The organism is Streptomyces sp. NPDC005566, from assembly GCF_040605575.1.
In the GTDB taxonomy this organism is placed as follows: Bacteria; Actinomycetota; Actinomycetes; order Streptomycetales; family Streptomycetaceae; genus Streptomyces.
Genome location: NZ_JBEXDB010000013.1, coordinates 31,249 through 49,238, shown reverse-complemented (window position 1 = coordinate 49,238; position 17,990 = coordinate 31,249). Strand labels below are relative to the sequence as shown.

General features: G+C 68.9%; 12 protein-coding genes and 1 riboswitch. Of the genes, 4 read left to right on the top strand and 8 right to left on the bottom strand.

Annotation, left to right across the window (positions count from 1 at the left end; all coding sequences use genetic code 11):
* Positions 1 to 39: 39 nt before the first annotated feature.
* The 5 genes from ABZS61_RS21100 to hisC all read right to left on the bottom strand — a co-directional run bounded on the left by ABZS61_RS21100 (position 40) and on the right by hisC (position 9,356).
* Entirely contained in the window at positions 40 to 1,737 is a 1,698-nt protein-coding gene (locus tag ABZS61_RS21100; protein ID WP_356423235.1) for a GAF domain-containing protein, read from the bottom strand.
* A 55-nt stretch (positions 1,738 to 1,792) separates the two neighbouring features.
* Positions 1,793 to 5,359 (bottom strand): thiol reductant ABC exporter subunit CydD, encoded by a 3,567-nt coding sequence (gene cydD / locus ABZS61_RS21095; RefSeq protein ID WP_356423232.1) that lies wholly within the window; start codon positions 5,357 to 5,359, stop codon positions 1,793 to 1,795.
* A gap of 105 nt (positions 5,360 to 5,464) precedes the next feature.
* Positions 5,465 to 6,466, bottom strand: a complete 1,002-nt coding sequence (gene cydB, locus ABZS61_RS21090; protein WP_356423230.1) for a cytochrome d ubiquinol oxidase subunit II — start codon at positions 6,464 to 6,466, stop codon at positions 5,465 to 5,467.
* Positions 6,467 to 6,484: 18 nt separating this feature from the next.
* Positions 6,485 to 7,993 (bottom strand): cytochrome ubiquinol oxidase subunit I, encoded by a 1,509-nt coding sequence (locus ABZS61_RS21085; protein WP_356423227.1) that lies wholly within the window; start codon positions 7,991 to 7,993, stop codon positions 6,485 to 6,487.
* Positions 7,994 to 8,276: 283 nt separating this feature from the next.
* Positions 8,277 to 9,356, bottom strand: coding sequence for a histidinol-phosphate transaminase (gene hisC / locus ABZS61_RS21080; protein WP_356423224.1), 1,080 nt, complete (start codon positions 9,354 to 9,356; stop codon positions 8,277 to 8,279).
* Between the two features lie 403 nt (positions 9,357 to 9,759).
* Here hisC and ABZS61_RS21075 point away from each other — a divergent pair, with 403 nt between their 5' ends.
* From ABZS61_RS21075 to ABZS61_RS21065, 3 genes are all read left to right on the top strand, one after another.
* Positions 9,760 to 10,872, top strand: a complete 1,113-nt coding sequence (locus ABZS61_RS21075) for a LacI family DNA-binding transcriptional regulator (protein WP_351174420.1) — start codon at positions 9,760 to 9,762, stop codon at positions 10,870 to 10,872.
* 174 nt (positions 10,873 to 11,046) lie between these two features.
* Positions 11,047 to 12,102, top strand: coding sequence for a metallophosphoesterase (locus ABZS61_RS21070; protein WP_356423220.1), 1,056 nt, complete (start codon positions 11,047 to 11,049; stop codon positions 12,100 to 12,102).
* A gap of 182 nt (positions 12,103 to 12,284) precedes the next feature.
* A complete protein-coding gene (locus ABZS61_RS21065) occupies positions 12,285 to 13,109 on the top strand; it encodes a hypothetical protein (RefSeq protein WP_356423217.1) in 825 nt (274 codons plus the stop codon).
* Positions 13,110 to 13,330: 221 nt separating this feature from the next.
* On the opposite strand, the gene ABZS61_RS21060 is transcribed toward ABZS61_RS21065, so the two are convergent.
* Complete coding sequence (locus ABZS61_RS21060) at positions 13,331 to 13,687, bottom strand: DUF805 domain-containing protein (protein WP_356423214.1); 357 nt, start codon at positions 13,685 to 13,687, stop codon at positions 13,331 to 13,333.
* Between the two features lie 326 nt (positions 13,688 to 14,013).
* Positions 14,014 to 15,843, bottom strand: coding sequence for a phosphomethylpyrimidine synthase ThiC (gene thiC, locus ABZS61_RS21055; RefSeq protein WP_356423211.1), 1,830 nt, complete (start codon positions 15,841 to 15,843; stop codon positions 14,014 to 14,016).
* Positions 15,836 to 15,969, bottom strand: a riboswitch (TPP riboswitch). Its footprint overlaps the gene before it by 8 nt.
* Before the next feature lie 71 nt (positions 15,970 to 16,040).
* Between thiC and ABZS61_RS21050 the strand changes: the two genes are divergently transcribed.
* The gene (locus ABZS61_RS21050; RefSeq protein WP_356423207.1) at positions 16,041 to 17,396 is read left to right on the top strand and encodes a YibE/F family protein; all 1,356 of its coding nucleotides are present in this window, start codon (positions 16,041 to 16,043) and stop codon (positions 17,394 to 17,396) included.
* 58 nt (positions 17,397 to 17,454) lie between these two features.
* Here the strand turns inward: ABZS61_RS21050 and ABZS61_RS21045 are convergent, their stop codons facing one another.
* Positions 17,455 to 17,892, bottom strand: coding sequence for an SsgA family sporulation/cell division regulator (locus tag ABZS61_RS21045; RefSeq protein WP_329209020.1), 438 nt, complete (start codon positions 17,890 to 17,892; stop codon positions 17,455 to 17,457).
* Positions 17,893 to 17,990 lie beyond the last annotated feature (98 nt).

The window sequence follows — 17,990 nt, the reverse complement described above, 5'->3', positions numbered from 1 at the left end:
CACGGTGCACGGAAGGGTCCGGCCGATGTCCCGGCACCGTCAGAGCGGGACCTCCCAGACCACCGCCGCCCCGCCACCGTCCTCCCCCGCCCCGAACCAGCTCGCTCCCCCCAAGGACTCCGCACGACGGGCGAGGTTGCGCAGTCCGCTGCGCCGCCCGCTGTCCGGGATACCCACCCCGTCGTCGACGACCGAGAGCCGCACCCCGTCCCGTCCGTCCGGGAGGGTCGCGGTCGCATCCACGCTCACCTCGACCTTGGAAGCACCGGCGTGGCGGAACGTGTTGGACAGCGCCTCGCGCAGCGCCGCGATGAGGTTCTTGCCCGCCAGTTCGCCGACCAGCGAATCGACGGGCCCCAGAAAGCGGTGCGTCGGCCTGAAGCCCAGGGGTACCGCCGCCATGTTGATCTCCCGCAGCACACGGGTCCGCAGTCCGGACGGCGCCTCAGCCGGTTCCTGCTGCAGCGCGAAGATGGCGGTACGGATCTCCTGGATCGTCACGTCCAGTTCGTCGACGGCCCGTCCGACGCCCTTCCGCACCGCGGGGACGGCCGAGCCGCGCTGCGCCCGCTCCAGCATCATCCCGGCAGCGAACAGGCGCTGAATGACCAGGTCGTGGAGGTCCCGGGCGATTCGGTCCCGGTCCTCGTACACCGCGAGCCGCTCCCGGTCGCGCTGGGCCTCGGCCATCTTCAGCGCGAGGGCTGCCTGCGCGGCGAACTGGGTGGCCAGCGTTCGCTCCGCCTGCGTGAACGGGCGGCCGCCCCGTTCACGCGGGACGGCGAGCGCGCCGAGCACCCGCCCGCCGCTGCGCAGCGGCAGCAGCATGTGCGGGCCGAACTGGTGGGACAGCCTGGTGATCATGCGGGGGTCGGTCGCCGCGTCATCCATGAAGACCGCCTCGCCCCTGAGGAGCGCCGCCACCACAGGGCTTCGGGCCGGAATGATCACTCCGAGCGAGGCGGACGGCTTGGCGCCGGCGACGGCGACGATCTCCAGGCCGCCCTCCTCGGCCGGCAGCAGGACGATTCCCGCGGCGGAGTCGGCGAGACGGCGCGTCTGTTCGGCGACGACAGCCAGCGCGTCGTCGGCGTCCCCACCGGAGAGCAGGGCGGTGGTGACGGCCACCGAACCTTCGATCCACCGTTCCCGCTGGCGCGCGGCCTCGTACAACTGCGCGTGACCGATGGCGATCCCGGCCTCCGTGGCGAGCACCCGCAGCATGTGCAGGTCGTTGTCGTCGAAGTCGGCCCCGCCGTGCTTCTCCGCCACGTAGAGATTCCCGAAGATCTCGCCCTGGACGCGGATCGGCACCCCTAGGAAGGTCCGCATCCTCGGGTGGGCGGGCGGAAACCCGGTGAAGCGCGGGTCGGCCGATACGTCCGACAGCATGATGGGACCCGGATCGCGAATCAGCGCGCCCAGGAGCCCGGTACGGCCATCGGGCCGGCGCCCGATGGCGTGAGCGATCTCTACCGGGACTCCGTGGCTGATGAAGTCGGAAAGGCCGTCGCCCGAATCGTCGACCACGCCGATCGCCGCGTAGCGGGCGTGGGCGAGCTCGGCCGCGGTCTCGCAGATGCGCTCGAGTGTGGAATGGAGCTGCAGCCCCGTTCCGAGGGAGCGCATGGCGTCCAGGAGCTGCGGAACACGGGCGGTCAGCTCCGTGGACGCTTCTTGCAGGCTCTCGTCGGCCTGCGTGGCATCGGGTGAGTCCTTCGCGTCCTGCTCAGGCATGAGCGAAGCCTAGTTAGTCATGTTTCGTCCGGAAAGTCGGCCGCCGTCTCCACCGTCACGTCCGCGCCGCTACCTGCCGCGTCTCCCGCCTCCGCGCCGCCTCCAGCCGCTCCGGCTCCTGCTCGCGATCCAGCATTCGGCGCAACGGCCCGTCCTGGGCGGCCAGAGCGGCGTACGTCCCCTGCTGCACCACGCGGCCTCCGTCCAGCACCAGGACCTCGTCCACCGCGTCGAGCCCCGCCAGCCGATGGGTGATCAGTACGGTCGTACGCCCCCGCGTGGCGTCCAGCAGATCGGCCGTCAGCGCATCCGCCGTGGCCACATCAAGGTGCTCGGCGGGCTCGTCGAGGACGAGAACGGGGAAGTCCGCAAGAAGTGCACGGGCCAGCGCGAGCCGCTGCCGCTGGCCGCCGGAGAGCCGGGCACCGTGTTCGCCCACCAGGGTGTCGAGGCCGTCCGGCAGCGACAGGGCCCAGTCCAGCAGCCGGGCCCGGGCGAGCGCGTCCCGCAGCTCACCGTCCGTGGCGCCGGTGCGGGCAAGCCGGAGGTTCTCGCGGATGGAACTGTCGAAGACATGGGCATCCTGGGCACACAGCCCGACAAACGTCCGGACCGTGTCCCCGTCCAGCGCGGCCGCCTCGACGCCGCCGAGCCGGTACGTCCCCTCCCGTGCGTCCAGGAATCGGAGCAGAACCTGCGCGAGCGTCGTCTTTCCCGAGCCGGACGGCCCGACGACAGCCACCCGCTTACCCGGGAGCAGCGTCAGGTCCACGGAGTGCAGGGCATCCCGTCGGGCTCCCTCGTAACGCGCCGACAACGCCCGTACGGAGAGCGGGAAGGGTGAGGCCGGCGCCTCGGCCGGCGCGGCGGGCTCCTGGACCGGCAGGGGGGCGTCGAGCACCTCGTAGACCCGCTCGGCGCTCTGCTTGACGCGCCGGCGGTACTGCATGGCGAGCGGCAGTCCCGTCACGGCCTCGAACGCCGCCAACGGGGTGAGGACGACGACGGCGAGCTCCACGCCGGCCAGTCGCCCGTCGAGCACCGCAGGAACGGCGACCAGCGCGGCACCGACGACGGTGAGCCCGCAGATCAGCGCGGAGAGTCCGCCGCCGAGCGCGGTCGCGGTCGCGGCGCGCGAGGCGATCCGGGTGAGTACGCCGTCGGCCGCGCCCACCTGACGCCTGCGGGAGGGCAGCGCACCGGCGACGGTCAGCTCCGCCGTCCCGCCGAGCAGATCGGTGATCCGGGTGGCCAGCGCGGCCCGGGCCGGAGCCAGTTGGCGCTCCGCGTGCCGGGCGCAGGCCCCGCTGACCAGCGGCACGCCCACGCCGGCGAGGAGCAGGCCGACGGCCAGGACGGCGCCGGCCTCAGGTAGAAGCCAGGTGGTGAAGCCGACAGCCCCGGCACCGACCGCGAGCGCGGTTCCCGCGGGCAGCAGCCAGCGCAGCCAGTAGTCCTGCAACGCGTCCACGTCGGAGACCAGCCGGGACAGCAGGTCGCCGCGCCGTGTCGTACGCAGGCCGGCCGGCGCGACGCGTTCGAGTCCTCGGTACACGGCGACCCGGAGCTCGGCGAGCATCCTGAGCACCGCGTCGTGGGACACCAGCCGCTCGGCATAGCGGAATACGGCCCGGCCGATACCGAAAGCCCGGGTCGCGGTGACGGCGACCATCAGATAGAGCACCGGGGGCTGCTCCGACGCACGCGAGATCAGCCAGCCGGAGACAGCCATGAGGCCGACGGACGAGCCCACGGCGAGGCTGCCCAGCAGCAGCGCGAGGCCCAGCTTCCTGCGCTGGGCACCGGCAGCCTCCCTGACCCTGGCGAGCACCCTGCCGCCTGTCCTCGGGGCGGTGTCCTTGAGCAGCTCGGGATCGCCCGTGGGCATCGGCTCACCGGGAGCCCGAGCCGCCGGGTCATCGAGCGTGCGGGCCCCGTCCGGCCCGCTCGTGCCCGCCACCGCCGAACGTACGGTGCTCACCCCGGCCGGCCGCGGCTCCAGCGCCACCACCCGGTCCGCCACGGAGAGCAGCGCGGGGCGATGCACGACCAGCAGCACCGTGCGCCCCGCCGCCAGCCTCCGTACCGCATCGACGATGCCCGCTTCCGTCTCACCGTCCAGGCTCGCGGTCGGCTCGTCGAGCAGCAGCAGCGGCCGGTCGGCAAGGAACGCCCGCGCCAGTGCGATCCGTTGGCGCTGGCCGGCGGAGAGCCCTGCGCCGTCCTCACCCAGCAGTGTCCGCGCACCGTCCGGCAGGCCGGTCACGAAGTCGTACGCTCCCGCGTCCCTCAGCGCCGCCGTGACCGCGGCGTCGTCGGCGCCCGGACGCGCCAGCCGTACGTTCTCCGCGATCGTTCCGGCGAAGAGATGAGGACGTTGCGGGACCCACGCGATCTGTTCGCGCCAGCGTTCGGGGGAGAGCTCGGACAGGTCGGTTCCGCCGACCCGCACCCGTCCCTCGTCGGGCACCGCGAACCCCAGCACCACGTTCAGGAGCGTGGACTTGCCCACCCCGCTGGGGCCGACCAGGGCGACGGTCTCACCCGGCTCCACCACCAGGGACACGGCATCCAGCGAGGGTTCGGTGCGGCCCCGGTGCCGGACCGTCACATGCTCCAGGTCCAGCCGCAACGAGGGCGGGACGTCCTGGGCGCCCACCGGCCGGGGTTCGGTCTCCAGCACCGCGAAGATCTCCTCGGCGGCCGAAAGCCCCTCTGCCGCGGCGTGGTACTGAGCACCCACTTGCCGGATCGGCAGAAAGGCCTCGGGCGCCAGGATGAGGACCACCAAGCCGGTGTAGAGGTCGAGTTCCCCGTGGACGAGGCGCATCCCGACCGTCACGGCGACCAGCGCCACGGAGAGCGTCGCCAGCAGCTCCAGCGCGAAGGACGACAGGAAGGCGATCCGCAGCGTCTTCAGCGTGGCCACGCGGTACTGCGAGGTGATGGTGCGAATCGAGTCGGCCTGCGCCTTGGCGCGACCGAAGACCTTCAGTGTCGGCAGCCCCGCGACGACATCGAGGAAGTGCCCGGACAGCCGCGACAGCAGCTGCCACTGACGGTCCATGCGGGACTGGGTGGCCCAGCCGATGAGGATCATGAAGAGGGGAATGAGCGGCAGCGTCACCACGATGATCGCGGCCGAGACCCAGTCCTCCGTGACGATCCGGGCCAGAACCGCCACCGGAACCACGACCGCGAGTCCCAGTTGCGGGAGATACCGCGAGAAGTAGTCGTCGAGTGCGTCGATCCCCCGGGTGGCGAGAGCCACCAGCGAACCGGTGCGCTGCCCGCCCAGCCAGTCAGGACCCAGGGCCGCCGCCCGCTCCATGAGCCTGCCGCGCAGTTCGGACTTGACCGCAGCGCTGGCCCGGTACGCGGCCAGTTCGGTCAGCCAGGCCACCAACGCCCGGCCGAGCGCGACCGCGGCGAGCAGCAGCAGTGGTGTGCGGAGTCCGGAAACGGTCAGCCCGCCCTCGAATCCGCCCACCACCACTTCGGCGACCAGCATGGCCTGGGCGATCACCAGGGCTGCGCCGACCAGTCCGAGTGCCACCACGGCCGCCAGGAACAGACGGGTGGCGCGGGCGTACCGAAGCAGACGCGGATCGATCGGTTTCACGTGAAACAGCTCCCCAGTGAGCTCATGCCAGTCGTTCGACGCAGCACCTGTTGACGCAGCGCCCGTGCCTTTCGGCCGTCGGCTCTCGGCTTGCGCCGTCGCCCGTCAGTGCGGATCGGCGATGTGCTGCGTGCCGATCCGCTTGCGGAACACCCAGTACGTCCAGCCCTGGTACAGCAGCACCACCGGAGTCGCGACAGCGGCACACCAGGTCATGATCTTGAGTGTGTACGGGGACGACGAGGCGTTGGTCACCGTCAGGCTCCAGGCGTCGTTCAGCGAGGACGGCATGACGCTCGGGAAGAGCGTCAGGAAGAGCATGGCGACCGCCGCCGCGATGGTCAGTCCGGAGAACGCGAACGACCAGCCCTCCCGTCCCCTCGCGATGGCCCCGATCGCGCCGGCCAGTGAGACCACGGCGACGACCAGCGCCCCCAGGCTCCAGCTGTCGCCGTTGTCCGCCTGGGTCCAGAGGAGGAAGCCCAGGGCCAGTACCGCGGCAGCCGGACCCAGTCCGAGCGCCAGCCTGCGCGCCCGCTCCCGGATGTCCCCGACGGTCTTCAGCGCGGCGAACACGGCGCCGTGGAAGGTGAAGAGGGACAACGTGACCAGCCCACCGAGAATCGCATAGGGGTTGAGCAGGTCCCAGAGGTTGCCGACGTACTCCATGTCCGCGTCGATCTTCACGCCCCGGACGATGTTCCCGAAGGCCACACCCCAGAGCACCGACGGGATCAGGGAGGTCCAGAAGATCGCGTGCTCCCAGTTGGTCTGCCACCGCTCCTCCGGCCGCTTCGCCCGGTACTCGAAGGCCACACCGCGCACGATCAGGCAGACCAGGATGAGCAGCAGCGGCAGATAGAAGCCGGAGAACAGCGTGGCGTACCACTCGGGGAAGGCGGCGAAGGTCGCACCGCCCGCGCTGAGCAGCCACACCTCGTTCCCGTCCCAGACGGGCCCGATCGTGTTGATCAGTACGCGCCGTTCCTTGCGGTCACGGGCGAGCAGCTTGGTCAGTACGCCGATTCCGAAGTCGAATCCCTCCAGGAAGAAGTACCCCGTCCAGAGGACGGCGATGAGCACGAACCAGACGTCGTGGAGTTCCATCTCTCAGCTCCGCTGCTCTCAGTAGGAGAAGGCCATGGGCCTGTCGGCGTCCTGGTCATGGCCGCCGATCCTGGTGGGCGGATTGAGGTCGGCCTCCGTGAGCTCCGGCGGTCCGGCCTTGACGTACTTCAGGAGCAGCCTGACCTCGATCACGGCGAGCACCGCGTACAGCACCGTGAAGACGATCATCGAGGTGATGACCTCCCCCTGCGAGACACCGGGGGAGACCGCGTCACGGGTCTGGAACACGCCGTACACCACCCATGGCTGGCGGCCCATCTCCGTGAAGATCCAACCCCATGAGTTGGCGATCAGCGGGAAGAGCATGGTCCACAGGGCGACGATCCAGTAGAGCCGGGTGAGCTTCGGGCTCAGCGCCTTGTTCTTGAAGAGCACCAGGTGCGGCACTTCGTCCTCACCGGTCCGCAGGGCCTGCGGCAGCATGAACTTCTTCCGCGTCAGCCACAGCCCCAGCAGTCCGAGCCCGAAGGACGCCATGCCGAAGCCGATCATCCAGCGGAAGCTCCAGAAGGCCACGGGGATGTTGGGCCGGTAGTCACCCGGGCCGAACTTCTCCTGCTCCGCCTTGTTGATGTCGTTGATGCCCGGGACGTACGAGGTGAAGCTGTCGTCCGCGAGGAAGGACAGTATTCCGGGGATCGAGATCTCTACGGTGTTGTGCCCCTCGGCGACATCGCCCACCGCGAACAGCGAGAAGGGCGCACCGTGCTCCCCCTCCCACAGGGCCTCCGCCGCGGCCATCTTCATCGGCTGCTGCTTGAACATCACCTTGCCGAGCAGGTCACCGCTGACCGCGGTGAGCATGCCCGCGGCCACGACCGTGACCAGCCCGAGGCGCAGCGATGTCCGCATCACCCGGATGTGCTTCCTGCGCGCGAGGTGGAAGGCGGAGATGCCGACCATGAAGGCGCCGCCGACGAGGAACGCCGCCGTGATGGTGTGGAAGAACTGGGTGAGCGCGGTGTTCTGGGTGAGCACCTGCCAGAAGTCCGTGAGCTCGGCACGGCCCCGTTCCTCGTTGATGCGGTAACCGACCGGGTGTTGCATCCAGGAGTTGGCCGCCAGGATGAAGAACGTCGAGAGGACCGTCCCGATGGAGACCATCCATATGCACGCGAGATGGATCTTCTTCGGCAGTTTGTCCCAGCCGAAGATCCACAGCCCGATGAACGTGGACTCGAAGAAGAACGCGATCAGCGCCTCGAAGGCGAGCGGCGCACCGAAGACATCACCGACGAACCGGGAGTAGTCGGACCAGTTCATGCCGAACTGGAATTCCTGCACGATGCCCGTGACCACACCCATGGCGATGTTGATCAGGAAGAGCTTGCCCCAGAACTTCGTGGCCCTGAGGTACTTCTCGTTGTCCGTGCGCACCCAGGCGGTCTGCAGGCCGGCCGTGAGGGCGGCGAGGGAGATCGTCAGTGGGACGAACAGGAAGTGATAGACGGTGGTGATGCCGAACTGCCATCGCGCCAGAGTCTCTGGCGCCAGAGCTAGGTTCACGTCCTTTTCTCCTTGCTTCGCCGTGATCACAGCCGCAGCTCGCTCCGCCGAACCCACCGATCACGGGATGAAACGGGGCGCGCTTGTGAACGCGTTCACATTCACAAGCAATTATGGCGCACACATCTTCGAAGGCATCGCCCGGGGGGTACTTTCAAGCCGACCGGACCGAGCCACCGATACCGGACATCGCATCCGCGTCCGTCCGACGCTCAGCACAGTGGCCCCGGACCTCGTCGACAGAGGTCCGGGGCCACCGGCACGCAGGCGGTCGAGCCGCCTCCTACCGCTCCTTGTGGTACGACTCCGCCACCTTCAGGAACAGGTCGTTGGCCTCGGTCTCACCGATCGTGACCCGCACACCCTCGCCCGCGAACGGCCTGACCATCACACCCGCCCGCTCGCACGCCGCGGCGAAATCGAGCGTACGGTCCCCGAGCCGGAGCCAGACGAAGTTGGCCTGGGACTCGGGCACGGTCCAGCCCTGCTTCACCAGGCCCTCGTACACGCGGGTGCGCTCGCCGACCAGCGATCCGACCCGGCCCAGCAGTTCGTCCTCGGCCCGCAGCGAGGCGACCGCGGCATCCTGGGCGACCTGGCTGACCCCGAAGGGGACGGCGGTCTTGCGCAGGGCCGCCGCCACGGGCTCGTGCGCCACCGCGAACCCGACCCGCAGACCGGCCAGGCCGTACGCCTTGGAGAAGGTCCGCAGCACCGCCACATTGGGCCTGTCCCGGTAGATCTCGATGCCGTCCGGGACATCGGCGTCCCGGATGAACTCCTTGTACGCCTCGTCGAGCACCACCAGCACATCGCCCGGCACCCGGTCCAGGAAGCGCTCCAGCTCCGCCCTGCGCACCACGGTGCCGGTCGGATTGTTCGGGTTGCAGACGAAGATCATCCGGGTGCGGTCGGTGATCGCCTCGGCCATCGCGTCGAGATCGTGCACCTCGCCGTCGGTGAGCGGCACCTTGACCGAGGTCGCCCCGCTGACCTGGGTGATGATCGGATACGCCTCGAAGGAGCGCCAGGCGTAGATGACCTCGTCACCCGGGCCGGACGTGGCCTGGAGCAGCTGCTGCGCCACACCGACCGAGCCGGTACCGGTGGCCAGATGGGAGACCGGCACACCGAACCGGTCGGCCAGCTCGTTCATCAGGCCGGTGCAGGCCATGTCCGGGTACCGGTTGAAGTTCGCGGCGGCCCCGAGCGCGGACTCCATGACCCCCGGCAGCGGCGGATACGGGTTCTCGTTGGAGGACAGCTTGAAAGCAACCGGTCCGTCGGCAGCCGCCGGCTTGCCCGGCACATAGGCAGGCACACCATCCAGCTCGGCACGCAGCTTGGGGCTCGTCTCGCTCACCGCAGGTCCTCCTCGACCGTCCGTACACATCAATACTGCTCACCTTAAGAGGATTCGACGTTCCTGCGAATGGCCGGACCGGAGAATCGTCCGCTGTGCCGGAAAGCGCCGCCCCTGCCCGGCGGTCCCACGAGCCTGCCGGGGGGAGCGTCGCACCCCGTGGCGCGCGCCGGTGGCTCACTCCGTAGCGCGCATCACTCGAACAGGTGAGTTGAGACCTCTTCGAGACATGAACCAATTAGCAGGTTCATGCACACCGGCACATGACACATCGACCTCCGTCCCGCCAACGCCCTTGATTTACAAGGCATTTAGTGCCTTACGATCATGCAGAAACGTGCCTGTCAACGTACGCATATGCGACCGGCCCAACCCACCGCCGGAGCCCTACTATCGGCTCGCCATGACAGCAGCAGGGAAGCACCAGGTGAGCCGGACAGAGACGCCCCGGCGCAGCGGCCGACAGGGACGGGCGGGGATCCGGGACGTAGCCGCCGCGGCCGGAGTCTCCATCACGACCGTCTCCGACGCGCTCAACGGCAAGGGCAGGCTCCCGGACGCCACCCGCCGACATGTCCGCGAGGTCGCCGAGCGGCTGGGCTACCGCCCGTCCGCCGCGGCCCGCACCCTCCGTACCGGCAGGTCGGGGCTCATCGGCCTCACCGTGACCACGTACGGGGACGAACCCTTCACCTTCACCGAGTTCGCCTACTTCGCGGAGATGGCCAGAGCCGCCACATCGGCGGCGCTCGCCCGCGGCTACGCCCTGGTCATCCTCCCCGCCACCTCGCGCCACGACGTCTGGTCGAACGTCGCCCTGGACGGCACCGTCGTCATCGACCCCTCCGACCAGGACCCGGTGGTCACCGAACTCGTGAGGCAGGGCCTGCCCGTCGTGTCCGACGGCCGACCGGCGGGCACGCTGCCGGTCACCGCCTGGGTCGACAACGATCACCGGGCAGCCGTCCTCGACCTCCTCGACCACCTGGCCGCCGCCGGAGCCCGCCGTATCGGGCTGCTGACCGGCACCACCACCGACACCTACACCCGCCTCTCCACCACCGCCTACCTCCACTGGTGCGAGCGGGTGGGCCAGGACCCGGTCTACGAGTCCTATCCGGCCCACGACCCCTGTGCGGGCGCCGTGGCCGCCGACCGGCTCCTCGCCCGCCCGGACCGGCCTGACGCCGTCTACGGGCTCTTCGACCCCAATGGGACCGATCTGCTCGCCGCCGCCCGCCGCTACGGCCTGCGGGTCCCCGAGGACCTGTTGGTGGTCTGCTGCAGCGAGTCCACCGTGTACGCGGCGACGGATCCCCCCATCACGACGCTCTCGCTCAAGCCACGCAGAATCGGCACGGCTGTCGTCCAGCTCCTCATCGACGCCATCGAGGGCGTCGAACACGACGGACCGCTGGAGCAGGTGATACCGACGGAACTCATCGTCCGGACGTCCTCGCAGCGACGTCCACCGCGCACCACGGTCAGCCCGCCGCGCTCCCCCGCCGGGGACTGATCGGACCAATCCGGACCAAACGGTCGGTGAACCATGCGTGCACTCGGATTCACCACCCCTGGTGCGTCCCAGAGCACGATCCGCATTCCTATGATGGGCGCACGACACCGCGGACCACCTCTACCAGGCAGGGCCCGTCAGGTGTACGGCGGCGCGACGGTGGTGGAGGGGTCGATGACTCAGGGGGCCGGTCAGGAACCCGTGGTGCGGACAGCGACGTTGCGCGACTTCCGCGTACCGCCGTATGCGCAGGCACCGATGCCTTCGCCGTCGCCGCATCCCGGCAACGCTGTCATGGGCGACGTGCCGGAGGGGTACACCCCCACCGCGCGCGATCTTCCCGTGATCAACCGTGGCGACACCGTCCAGGTACAGGCCGTTCCCCAGCCCCGGCCCGCCTCCGGCACGGGGCGAGGCCCCCTCTTCGTCGTCGGCGACGTCCACGGCTACCTGGACGAGCTCCTTGCCGCCCTCCGCGAGCAGGGCCTCATCGACTCCGAGGGCCGGTGGTCCGCCGACAACGCCAGACTGTGGTTCCTCGGCGACTTCACCGACCGGGGACCGGACGGCATCGGCGTGATCGATCTCGTCATGCGGCTCTCGGCCGAGGCCGCGGCGGCCGGTGGGTACTGCAAGGCACTCATGGGCAATCACGAGCTGCTTCTCCTCGGCGCCAAGAGGTTCGGCGACACCCCGGTGAACTCCGGTGCGGGCACCGCGACCTTCCAGGCGGCGTGGCTGCTCAACGGCGGCCAGAAGACCGACATGGAGCGCCTCCAGGACGTCCACCTGCAGTGGATGGCCCGGCTCGACGCGGTCGTCGAGGAGGACGGGCATCTGCTGATGCATTCCGACACGACGGCCTACCTCGACTACGGCACCACCATCGAGGACGTCAACGACACGGTGCACGCCATTCTCACGCGCAATGACGCCGACGAGTGCTGGGACCTCTTCCGCAAGCTCACCAAGCGGTTCGCCTTCCGCGACGAGGGCGGTTCGCAGGCTGTTCGCGAGCTGATGTCGACGTACGGCGGACAGCGCGTCGTGCATGGTCACAGCCCTATCCCGTACCTGCTCGGCGAGGTCGGATCCGAGGACGGCGAAGACAGCGCCCGCCCCGTGGTGGACGGTCCGCACGTGTACGCGGACGGGCTCGCCATCGCCATGGACGGCGGAGTGACCATGGCCGGAAAACTACTGGTTGTCCAACTTCCCCTGAATGACTGACAGCTGTCGGGGAAGACGCACCCACGACCTGACAACGCCGACCACTGGGCCTATTTCCGGAAACCCCCTGTCAACCCGTGCCGTGGTCGCTCTACCATCGGCGTATCAGTAGCAGGCTCTCCTCCGTTTCCGCCCGATTGCCCGGCCCAGGCGGTCGATCAGGCCTTACGGAGCATCGGGGGATGCACATGAAAAGCGCTCCGCACCTGCTGGCCGAGGACCGACCCGAGTACGAGCGGATCCTTGCCGACTCTCTGCGCCATGCTCACGAACGCCCGGATCTGGACGGTGTGGGGGACCGGCTCAACGCGGAACAACTGCGGACGATGGCGCTGAACGCCACCGCTCTGATCACCGCAGCCGCCGCCACCGAGTACGAGCACTACGTGAAGGTCCGCGGCGAACTCCGCGGACCGGCCGATGCGTCGGCCCCCGGGACCGCCCTCGGATCGGCCCCGGACGAACCGGACGGGCCGGGGGCGGGAACCCTTGCCGTCATCGCCGCACTGGCCCCCGTTCTCGCCGGCTCCGCCGCCCTCATATTCCTGCTGGTCGGCTATCTCCTGAAGGCGGTCAGCCCGGCCTTGGCGTTCGGCGGCACCCTGGTCGCCGCCGGCTGGTTCTTCGCGGCGGTCGCCGCCGCGGCCATCCTCGTCGCCGCGGTCGGACTCCTCATCACCGCGCTGCGGAACGGGGCCACCGCACTGCCGGCCATGGACGACGAGCAGGAGTTGCCCGAGGATGTGGCACGCGCCCGGGAGGCATGGCGCCACGCACTGCTGGAGCGCGGCATCCTGCCCTTCCTGCGGGACGCCCTCGCCGACCCGACCGCGGGGCCGGCCTCACGGACCCCGCACCGCTCGGCGAACCGCATCCCGAAGATCGGCTACAGCAGACCGGACTTCTCCGGCCCGCAGGACGGCCCCTCGGCGGGACCGCGTCCGTCCTTCACCAGCCCGGACTTCACCAGTCCGGACTTCGGCGGCCCCGAACACCAGCCGGAGTGATCCGGCCCCGGGTCCGTGCGTCGGAGTGAGCCTGCCGGATTCCCGTGCGTCGGACTGATCCGGCCCGATTCCCGTACGCCGGAGTGATCCTGCCGACTCCGTACCTGAGAGGCCGGTGCCGCGTTCCCGTACAGCAGAGGCCGGGTGCAGCTTTCTGCACCCGGCCTCTGCTCTGTTCAGTGTGCGGTGGTGCTCCGATCCGGTCGGAGCACCTGCCGGACTCAGACTGCCTGGGGAGCCAGCTTGGGGTTCGCGCCGTACTCGTTGGCCTCGTGCGTGCCCTCGGAGCACATGAAGACGAGCAGGATGATGCCGCCCACGAGCGGGACGAACGAGATCAGGAACCACCAGCCCGAACGGCCCGTGTCGTGCAGCCGGCGGACGACGACGGCGAGCGAGGGGATGATCACAGCGAGGATGTAGATGATGTACGGGATCTGCGTGTCGATGGCAGCGCCGATACCGAGCAGGACGCCGGCGATGATGACGTTGAACAGCGCGAACATCCAGTACTCCTTGCGGCGCGCACGACCGCTGAAGCCCGCGTAGTTCTTGAGTACGTTCAGGTACCAGCTCACTGTGTTTCCCTCCCCTGGCGCCCCCCGTCGGGGCGCACATTTTTTCGGCCAAGCACAGCGGAAGGTAAGGCACAGATAAGGAAATGGTCAAGCCAGGGTGAGCCCCTGCCGAAATGTACATAGACCTGCCACGTTTCCGTGTCCCTACCGTCGCCGAACTGCCTCTGCAACCAGGCGATCAGAGGACTCATCACGTGAAACCAGCCATTGCTCATACTCTTCGGGTTCAATACAGACAATCTGATGAACCGCCAGGAAGCGCCGCCCCGGGCACGTAACACCCAGGACAGCGCCGCCACTTCCTGCACTTTCGCCCGGTGTCAGTGTCAGTCCGCCAGCGGCAGGTACACCCTGTTGCCGCTCGCGGCGAACTCCTTCGACTTCTCCAGCATCCCCGCCTCGATCTCCTCCTCCGAGGCGGAGGGGAGCAGGTCGGGGGCGAACTGCTCCGTGATGCTCCTGCTGATCTTCATCGAACAGAACTTCGGACCGCACATCGAGCAGAAGTGCGCCGTCTTGGCCGGCTCGGCCGGCAGCGTCTCGTCGTGGAACTCCCGCGCCGTGTCCGGGTCGAGCGCCAGGTTGAACTGGTCCTCCCAGCGGAATTCGAACCGGGCATCCGACAGCGCGTCGTCCCATTCCTGCGCCCCGGGGTGACCCTTGGCAAGATCCGCAGCATGCGCTGCGATCTTGTAGGTGATGACGCCGGTCTTCACGTCGTCCCTGTTCGGCAGCCCCAGGTGCTCCTTGGGCGTGACGTAGCAGAGCATCGCCGTCCCCCACCAGGCGATCATCGCCGCACCGATGCCCGAGGTGATGTGGTCGTACGCCGGGGCGACATCGGTGGTCAGCGGGCCGAGCGTGTAGAACGGCGCCTCCTCGCAGATCTCCTGCTGGAGGTCGATGTTCTCCTTGATCTTGTGCATCGGGACATGGCCCGGGCCCTCGATCATCGTCTGGACGCCGAACCGCTTCGCGACGGAGTTCAGTTCACCGAGCGTGCGCAGTTCGGCGAACTGCGCCTCGTCGTTGGCGTCGGCGATGGAGCCGGGGCGCAGTCCGTCACCGAGTGAGTAGGTCACGTCGTAGGCCGCGAGGATCTCGCAGAGCTCCTCGAAGTGCTCGTAGAGGAACGACTCCTTGTGGTGCGCGAGGCACCAGGCCGCCATGATCGAGCCGCCGCGGGAGACGATGCCGGTCTTGCGGCGGGCGGTCAGCGGGACGTACGGGAGCCGGACCCCGGCGTGCACCGTCATGTAGTCGACGCCCTGTTCGGCCTGCTCGATGACGGTGTCCTTGTAGATCTCCCAGGTCAGCTCCTCGGCCCGGCCGTCCACCTTCTCCAGTGCCTGGTAGAGCGGGACGGTACCGATCGGCACGGGGGAGTTGCGCAGCACCCACTCGCGCGTGGTGTGGATGTTGCGACCGGTGGACAGGTCCATGACCGTGTCGGCACCCCACTTGGTCGCCCAGGTCATCTTGTCCACCTCCTCCTCGATGGAGGAAGTGACCGCGGAGTTGCCGATGTTGGCGTTGACCTTCACCAGGAATCGCTTGCCGATGATCATCGGCTCGATCTCCGGGTGGTTGACGTTGGCCGGCAGCACGGCCCGCCCCGCCGCGATCTCCTCGCGCACCACCTCGGGCTCCACGTTCTCCCGGATCGCGACGTACTCCATCTCCGGAGTGATCTCGCCGCGGCGGGCGTACGCGAGCTGTGTGACCGGCTGCCCGTCGCGGCTGCGGCGGGGCTGACGGGGACGGCCCGGGAAGACCGCGTCGAGGTTGCGCAGCCCGCCGCGCGGCGATGTGTGCTTGAGCCCGTCGTCCTCGGGGCGTGCGGGGCGGCCCGCGTACTCCTCGGTGTCGCCGCGGGCGATGATCCAGTTCTCCCGCAGGGGCGCGAGCCCACGGCGGACATCGGTCTCGGTGGCGGGATCGGTGTACGGCCCCGACGTGTCGTAGAGCGTCACGTCCTTGCCGTTGGTGAGGTGCACCTGACGGACCGGCACCCGGAGGTCCGGGCGCGAGCCCTGGACGTACCCCTTGTGCCAGCCGATGGACTTCCCGGCCTCGCTGTTCGCCACATCCTGCGCATTCTGGGTGTTCTGCGCATTCTGCTTCGAGGCAGGCGTGCGTGCGTCCGCTGTGGTCATGAGACCTACTCCCTACGCCGGCATTACCCGGTAACAGGTTCGGCGGTCGGCGCAGCGTGTCCCGTACGGATATACGGAGGTCAGCGCCCTCTCAGCCCGGTGCTCCGAGCTCCCGCGTGTGCAAAGGTGCCTCCACGCTAGCCTCCCTCCTGGCGTGCTGGCCAGAGGGCCTCTCCCGTTCTTGGGATGATCGCCGGGTGACGTCCTCCCCGAGCGCCCCCGAACCGCACGACCCCCGGTCCGGCAGCACGCAGAGCCATGCCCCGGGCCACACCCACAGCCACGGCCCCGCCGCGCCCGTGTCCAAGCATCTGCGCAAGGTCATCGCCGCCGTGCTGATCCCGTTCGCCGCCGCGGTCCTGGTCGGTCTCGTGGCCTTCTGGCCGGGCGGCGCGCCCTCCCACGAGCGCACGGGTGTCGGTTTCGACCGGCAGACCCAGCAGGGCAAGGTGGTGGAGATCGCCAGGGTGGACTGCGCGGACGTGAACGCCTCGCAGGTGCCGCCGACCGGCGACACCTCGACACCCTCGGGGCGTGAGGCGGTCGACGAGCAGACGGGGCTGTGCAAGAAGGCAACGGTCGAGGTGACGAGCGGCAAGGACAAGGGCCGTACGTTCGTCGAGGTCATCCAGCCCGACTCGACCAGGCAACTGAGGGACGGCCAAGGGGTGGTTGTGGCGTACGCGCCCGACGCGCCCCGTGATCTCCAGTACTCGGTGACCGACGTGGACCGCGCCTTCCCGATGGCCCTGCTGGCGGGGATCTTCGCCCTCGCGGTCATCGTGGTGGGCAGACTGCGCGGACTGATGGCGCTGATCGCGCTCGCGGTCTCGTTCGCCGTGCTGACGCTGTTCATCCTCCCGGCGATCCTGCAGGGTTCGAACCCGCTGGTGGTCGCGGTGATCGGGGCCAGCGCCATCATGCTGATCGCCCTGTACATGTGCCACGGGCTGACCGCGCGCACCTCCGTGGCCGTCATCGGCACACTCATCTCGCTGCTGCTGATCGGACTGCTGGGCTCGCTCTTCATCGGATGGGCGAGTCTGAGCGGCAACACCGATGACAACACCGGCCTGATCCACGGGCTGTTCCCGGACATCGACATGAGCGGCCTGCTACTGGCCGGTGTGATCATCGGTTCGCTCGGTGTGCTCGACGACGTGACCGTCACCCAGACGTCGGCGGTCTGGGAGCTGCACCAGGCAGATCCGACGATGGGCGTACGCCGGCTCTACCGGGCAGGCATCAGGATCGGGCGCGACCACATCGCCTCGGTCGTCAACACTCTGGTACTCGCTTACGCGGGCGCCGCGCTACCCCTGCTGCTGCTCTTCTCGATCGCCCAGAGCAGCGTGGGAACCGTGGCCACCAGCGAACTGGTCGCGATGGAGATCGTCCGGACCCTGGTCGGATCGATCGGGCTGGTCGCCTCGGTGCCGGTGACGACGGTGCTCGCGGCCCTGGTGGTCTCCGCGGACCGCACGGGGCTCGGCGCGGAAGCCGGAGCCCCTGCCCCCGTACGGACCGGAAGGGGCCGACGCCGCAAGGCGTGAGCGCGAGCGCCGGGCGTACGGGGAACCGGTGGTGCCTGTTCAGCGGGGTGGTCCCTGGTCAGCCGGCGTTCTGTTCCTTGGCGAGGATGCGGCCCAGCGCCTCTTCCAGATTCCCGTCGAAGTCACCGAGCGTGTGCTCCTGTCCCAGTGGCACCAGCTTGTCCGTCCGGTCGAGAAATGCCACAAGAGGCGCCGTGCCGGCGCGGAAGAGCGCACGATCCGTGCCTACCTGGAGCCGGATGTGTACGTCCGAGAGCCCTTCGGGCTCGGTCGGGCCGATGTGCACATCGCCGTCGCCGCTCGGATTGTTGAGACCGTCGAGCAGCAGCTCACGGCCGAAGGCCCAGGTGACGGGGGCGTCTCCTGGCAGGTGGAAGGTCATCCGGATCGCGTACGGATCGCCCACTTCGTACCGGAGCTCCACCGGAATACGGAACGAAAGCTCCTCGGAGACGAGGAAGCTCATCATGACCTCTGCTTGAACCGACTCGCGCATCGTTCAACCCCGCAGTAGATGAATCTGGCCAGGAATGATCCCCCATGGCCCTATTGACGCCATCGTGGTGCACGCGATAGCAGATCACAAGGAGTGAT

What these genes read in the sequence shown, in the direction of transcription:
- ABZS61_RS21100 (WP_356423235.1), bottom strand. Translation starts at nt 1,737, where the DNA reads ATGCCTGAGCAGGACGCGAAGGACTCACCCGATGCCACGCAGGCCGAC.
- cydB (WP_356423230.1), bottom strand. Translation starts at nt 6,466, where the DNA reads ATGGAACTCCACGACGTCTGGTTCGTGCTCATCGCCGTCCTCTGGACG.
- ABZS61_RS21075 (WP_351174420.1), top strand. Translation starts at nt 9,760, where the DNA reads ATGACAGCAGCAGGGAAGCACCAGGTGAGCCGGACAGAGACGCCCCGG.
- ABZS61_RS21070 (WP_356423220.1), top strand. Translation starts at nt 11,047, where the DNA reads ATGACTCAGGGGGCCGGTCAGGAACCCGTGGTGCGGACAGCGACGTTG.
- ABZS61_RS21065 (WP_356423217.1), top strand. Translation starts at nt 12,285, where the DNA reads ATGCACATGAAAAGCGCTCCGCACCTGCTGGCCGAGGACCGACCCGAG.
- thiC (WP_356423211.1), bottom strand. Translation starts at nt 15,843, where the DNA reads ATGACCACAGCGGACGCACGCACGCCTGCCTCGAAGCAGAATGCGCAG.
- ABZS61_RS21045 (WP_329209020.1), bottom strand. Translation starts at nt 17,892, where the DNA reads ATGCGCGAGTCGGTTCAAGCAGAGGTCATGATGAGCTTCCTCGTCTCC.